This window comes from Candidatus Acidiferrales bacterium (assembly GCA_036514995.1).
Taxonomy (GTDB): Bacteria; Acidobacteriota; Terriglobia; order Acidiferrales; family DATBWB01; genus DATBWB01.
Genome location: DATBWB010000211.1, coordinates 1 through 5,119 on the forward strand (window position 1 = coordinate 1; position 5,119 = coordinate 5,119).

Sequence of the window (5,119 nt, forward strand, 5' to 3'; positions counted from 1 at the left end):
CGATTGGAAGTTTCGCGCTTTGCTGCGCGCCGAACTTGTGGAAAAGGGCTTCGAAGCGATGGGGTTGGAATCATTGGACGAGGCCGGCCGACTTCTAGCCTCCGGCACTCTCCCCCGCCTCACCGTATTCGACATGACCGACTTCGATGCCGCCCGCGACCTCGCCGGTCTTTTGGCTTTCTCTAAATCCGGACGTCTGCTTCTCCTTATTTCGCCCGGCATGGCCCTTCCGCAGGAACTTTGCGCCGCAACGACCATGGCACGGCCGGTGGCCATCGGCCCCATCGTAGAAGAGATTACTCGTTGCCTGCCTCTCTGAATTCTCTGTGCACTCTGTGCCCTCTGTGGTGAGAGGCATATCCCGATATGAACCACAGAGCGCACAGAGGACACAGAGGAGCACTGAGAGAATCTGGGCGGCTAGCGTCTTCTCACCAAAGCACGACCGACAAAAACCTCCTGAAAGCGTGACGAGCGACTGATTTTCAAGTAAAGTTTTGCTAAACTGGCCTGTTTTTGGTTCGGCTTATGAACTCATTATGAAATCTTCTCGGGCTGCTCCTCGGGTTTCTACGCCGCGATACTTCTGGCACGGGTTTTTCTTTGCTCCCGAGACCGGCATCTTTCGGGCACTCCGCATTCGTGACTACCGGCTCTTCTGGTCGGGCAACTTTCTCTCCAACATCGGCACTTGGATGCAAAACGTGGCTCAGGGTTGGCTTGTCTTCGAACTGACGAATTCGCCCTTTCTGGTCGGCCTCGTGGGATTTGCGCAGCAGGTGCCGGCGCTGATCTTTTCCCTGGTCGGGGGCGTAATCGCCGATCGCGCCAACCGGCGCAAGTTGCTCATCGGGATGCAAACCGCGATGATGGCGCTCGCTCTGGTCCTGGCCGTTTCCATTACCCTGAAAATTGTTTCGATTCACGAAATCCTGGTTATCGCCCTGCTGCTCGGCACGGCGGTGGCGCTCCATGCTCCTGCCTACCAGGCAATGGTTCAGGACATGGTAGGCCGGCCCGACGTTTCCAACGCCATTGCCCTCAACTCCATCCAATTCAATCTCTCGCGTGTGATTGGTCCTACGCTCGCCGGATGGACGATCGCCGGGATCAACCTGGCGGCGTGCTTTTACCTGAATGCGTTGAGCTTTCTCTGCGTGATCTTCGCCCTGGGAAAGCTTACCTTCCCTTCCAAAACCTCCCGGGCGAACAACAGCTCAGTGGGCGCTGACCTGCTCGCTGGCTTTCGTTACGCCTGGCAACAGGGGACGCCGCTGCTGCTGGTTTCGCTGGTGGCGCTGGCAAGCCTGTTTGGCCTGCCGTATCTGGTGATGATGCCGGTCTTCGCTCGCGATGTGCTGCACGTCGGGGCTCAGGGGCTCGGGTACCTGTTTGCTGCCGCCGGCATCGGGGCGCTCGCCGGAGGATTCAATCTGGCCCGGCTGACCCCTCGCCGCCGGCGTGGCCCGCTGGTCGTCACCGGCGCAGTCGTTTTCTTTGCCGCCATCTTGGGCTTCTCCCTCTCAAAAAGCTTTGCGCTCTCCTGCGCCCTGCTCCTGTGTGTAGGTTGGGCGATGGTGAGCCTGGTAGCCACCGTGAATACGCTGCTTCAAACCCTCGTCTCCGACGAACTCCGCGGCCGGGTCCTGAGCATGCACACGATGGCATTCTTTGGCTTCACCCCTTTTGGATCCCTGCTGGTCGGAGCGCTGGCCGACCGGCTGGGCGCCCCGATCGCCATGGCGGCATCGAGTGGTCTGGCTTTGATTCTGACGGTTGGCCTTTTGTTCGCTGCCCCGCGCCTGCTCGAACTCAAGTGACAGCGCCAAGATCTTCCGCTAGAATCCGGCTTTGCTGACGAGAGTGGCACCTTGGAAAACGCCAAAAACGAAAATACTCCGGACACCGGCAAGCCGAAAGCTCTGATTCACCTCGTCTGCGTCACCTGCAACAAAATGTTTGCCGTGGACGTGGCGCACTACGAAGAAAAGCAGTGCCCCGAGTGCCATCCGCACACTTCCCCGCCGAAGAAATCTACGTAGGGGCAAGCTTCAGCTTGCCCAATTCTTTAGCCTCATTCGGGGCCGTCTAAAAACCAGCCCCTACAGTCGAATGATTTAACGGCTTGCCGGTTTGCGCATTTGGATGGAGTGAAGGTGCATAACCAGGCCGGTCTCGGGATGGGTTTCCGGCTGGATGCGGTAGGAGTCGCGGATTGCTTCATACCCTTTGGCCTCGTACTCGGCCACCTTGGCGTGAAACTCATCCGAGCCCCACTCGGAGACGAGAATAGTTTCGTCGCGCGGTTCGGTCACGGGTCGCATTATAATTCACAAGCTAGTGTTGTGTCTCAGAAACTCGTTACATAAGTCGGAGCCGCATGGAGTGCGGCGGCCTGCCGCCGCCTTCCCAGAGCAAACGCTTGCTCCTGCTTCAAGCGAAAGACGGCATGGAGGCAAGCCTCCACGCGCAACAGCGGGAGCCCTTCGACTTCGCTCAGGACAAGCAAGCTCCCGTTCAGGGTGAACCTGCACTCCACGCTAACGGGCTGGCCGCCTCAGAATTATTCAACGAACTTCTGAGGCAAGACACTGGGTGAACCCGCGGCTTGCCGTGAACGCTCACCGTGAACGGCCCGAATCATTTCCTCTCTGGAGCGGTGGCGGCTCTGGCAGCGGTCTCCAAGCTGAAATTTAACTCCTTGAGATATTGGCGCATGCGGACGACCAGCTGCACGATGGCTTCGAGGCGGCGGATATTTTCCATCGAGAGGCCGCGGCGGTGCTGCAGCATCCACTCGGCGTTGCCCAAGACGCCGGTCAGCGGATTGTTAATCTCATGGCGAACAGCCGAGGTCAGCTCGCGGGCGGTGGCGACCATCCGGTCCATCTCTGCCAGCCGCGTTTCCAATTCCCGTTGCGCCAGGTGCTTCCGCACCAAAGCCGGGAGCAAACGAACAAAATCTCCGGCTTTCACCAAACAATCGAGGTGGCGGTGGCCCAGCCAGCCGGCCAGCCATTCTTCCAACCCGGGCTCGACGATGACAATGGCGCCGGTTTCGCGAGCCGCGCGATCGAGCAATGGCCCCACCGTCTCGGGCGCCCCGGCCGGGTCGCAAAGAAGAAGATCAATCGGGCGTTCATCCAGCCGCGCTGCCGCTTGTGCCGGCGTAGAAGCAAGGCTCAGTTCCAGGTGGAGGTCCGCCGCGGCCAGCACGTTGACGAATTCCTGGGCAAGATGCCGGTCGGGCTCGAGCACAAGGAGTTTCTTCGTGTTTCGCATGCCAGGACGGTTTCCGTTTATGGGCCAGCTTCTGCTTGAGCCTGTCCGAGCAAGCTGTTGACCATCGTTTTCAATTCTTCCACCAAGAAAGGTTTAGCGAGATGGGGCAGCTTCGACTTTTCCAGGAAGGCAATGGTATGTTGATTCAGCGTGTCGCCGGTAATCAGGAGCAGCCGGTGTTGGGCCGGATGGCCGATCTTGACCAACTCCTGGTAGAGCGCACGGCCGTCGAGCTCGGGCATCTTCAAATCACAGATCACCAGGGCATAGGTTCCCTGCTTGATGCGCTCCAGGCCTTCGCGGCTATTCAGCACGGACTCGACTTCATGGCCTTCTTCAGCAAGTACCTCGACAATCAGGGCTGCCACCGTCGCCTCGTCTTCCACCACCAGGATGTGAGCTTTCCTGGCTGCCAGAGGGGCGCGCTGCCGCGCTTGTAGACCCTCTGCGGCAAGCATCTCCGTCGAAGGCAAAAGAATCGTAAAGTCAGCGCCGCTTGCGACGTCGGCGGCAAAGTCGAGCAGAAGCTGATCCGTAGCCGGCAGAAGGACAGTAAACTCAGCGCCGGATCCCGGCTCGCTCTCCACCTTGATTTGCCCGCCGTGCTCGTTCACGATTCCGTAAGCAATTGACAGGCCCAGGCCCGTGCCTTCTCCGGGCGGCTTGGTCGTAAAGAAAGGATCAAAAATTTTGGATTGGATGGCAGCGGCGATTCCCGGTCCATCATCTCGCACAATGGCCGCCACACAGTCTTTGCCTTGCCTGCGGGTGGAGATGGTGATTTTCCCGCGTCCGCGCCAACGGAGAATGGCCTGTTCGGCGTTGAGAAGCAGGTTGAGAAACACCTGTTGGAGCTGGTGGCGGTCGCCAATCACGCGAGGCAGGCGCCGGTCGAGAGCGAGTTTGACGGTGATATTTTCCACATCCAGCTCATAGGCTCGAAGCGCCACCGTCAGCCGGATGGCTTCGTTCAAATCGAACGGGCGGCGCTCGGGTTTGACCTCGCGAGCAAAAGCCAGCAGATTTCGGATGATGCGCGCTGCCCGCCCGGCCTCACGGTGGATGAGGCCGAGAGTCTTTCGCGACTGCGGATCCGTCCAGCGGCTCAAGAGCAACTGGGAGTAACCGATCACCCCAGTGAGCGGATTGTTCACTTCGTGGGCGATGCCCGAGATCAACAACCCCAGCGAGGCCATGCGGTCGGCCCGCTGCATTTTCTCCTCCGTCAGCGCTTGGCCGGTGACGTCGCGGTAGATCTCTAACCGTCCGAGCAAGCCACCCGCCTCGTCATAGACCGGCCGGCCGTAACGCTCCACCGTCCGCCGTGTCGGCTTGGCGATCTCCAACTGATCCCAGGCCACCTCCTCGCTCTCCAAATCCAGCCGCCGCCAGCGCTCAAAGGATTCGTCCGGGAGAGAGAGCTCGGCTCGCATTTGCTCCAGCATCTGGTCGCGATACAGGCAGCCACGTAATTTCGCATAGTCCAGGCCAAGCACCTGCGCCAGTCGCTGATTGGCCAGCAGAATCCGGCCATCGGTTGCGTATAGCAGGACGCCGCAGTCCAGCGAATCGAGAAGGCTTCCCAACTGGCACCGGAGACGACTCAACTCATTCTTGAGGTTCACTTCCCCCGTGAGGTCGCGTGCCATCAGGTAATATCTCTCGCCAAGGAGAGATGGAACCAGCCGAAGTTCCGCAGTCGCCCCGGCACCGTCCCGGCCACTCCCCGCGGCGAGTTGAACGTTGATGGGAACAGCCAGCTCCCCTCAGACCACCCGCTTGACCCATTCCTGAACCCGTTCCCGATCCCATTCCGGGATGGTATCGTGCCAGGCGT

6 protein-coding genes are annotated in these 5,119 nt (G+C 59.8%); 3 read left to right on the forward strand and 3 right to left on the reverse strand.

All coding sequences use genetic code 11. The annotated features are described in order from the left end of the window. The 3 genes from VIH17_13610 to VIH17_13620 all read left to right on the forward strand — a co-directional run. Window positions 1-319 (forward strand): hypothetical protein (locus VIH17_13610; GenBank protein HEY4684270.1); only part of this gene is annotated, 319 nt, incomplete at its 5' end. Between the two features lie 220 nt (window positions 320-539). Continuing rightward, window positions 540-1,820: an MFS transporter gene (locus VIH17_13615; GenBank protein HEY4684271.1), complete on the forward strand. Its 1,281-nt coding sequence runs from the start codon at window positions 540-542 to the stop codon at window positions 1,818-1,820. A 51-nt stretch (window positions 1,821-1,871) separates the two neighbouring features. Then, the gene (locus VIH17_13620) at window positions 1,872-2,042 is read left to right on the forward strand and encodes a hypothetical protein (protein HEY4684272.1); all 171 of its coding nucleotides are present in this window, start codon (window positions 1,872-1,874) and stop codon (window positions 2,040-2,042) included. A 75-nt stretch (window positions 2,043-2,117) separates the two neighbouring features. Here VIH17_13620 and VIH17_13625 read toward each other — a convergent pair whose 3' ends face one another. The 3 genes from VIH17_13625 to VIH17_13635 form a co-directional block, all read right to left on the reverse strand. Continuing rightward, entirely contained in the window at window positions 2,118-2,315 is a 198-nt protein-coding gene (locus VIH17_13625; protein HEY4684273.1) for a hypothetical protein, read from the reverse strand. Between the two features lie 325 nt (window positions 2,316-2,640). Further along, window positions 2,641-3,282, reverse strand: coding sequence for a histidine kinase dimerization/phospho-acceptor domain-containing protein (locus VIH17_13630; GenBank protein HEY4684274.1), 642 nt, complete (start codon window positions 3,280-3,282; stop codon window positions 2,641-2,643). Window positions 3,283-3,299: 17 nt separating this feature from the next. Further along, window positions 3,300-4,931, reverse strand: a complete 1,632-nt coding sequence (locus VIH17_13635) for an ATP-binding protein (GenBank protein ID HEY4684275.1) — start codon at window positions 4,929-4,931, stop codon at window positions 3,300-3,302. Between the last annotated feature and the right edge of the window lie 188 nt (window positions 4,932-5,119).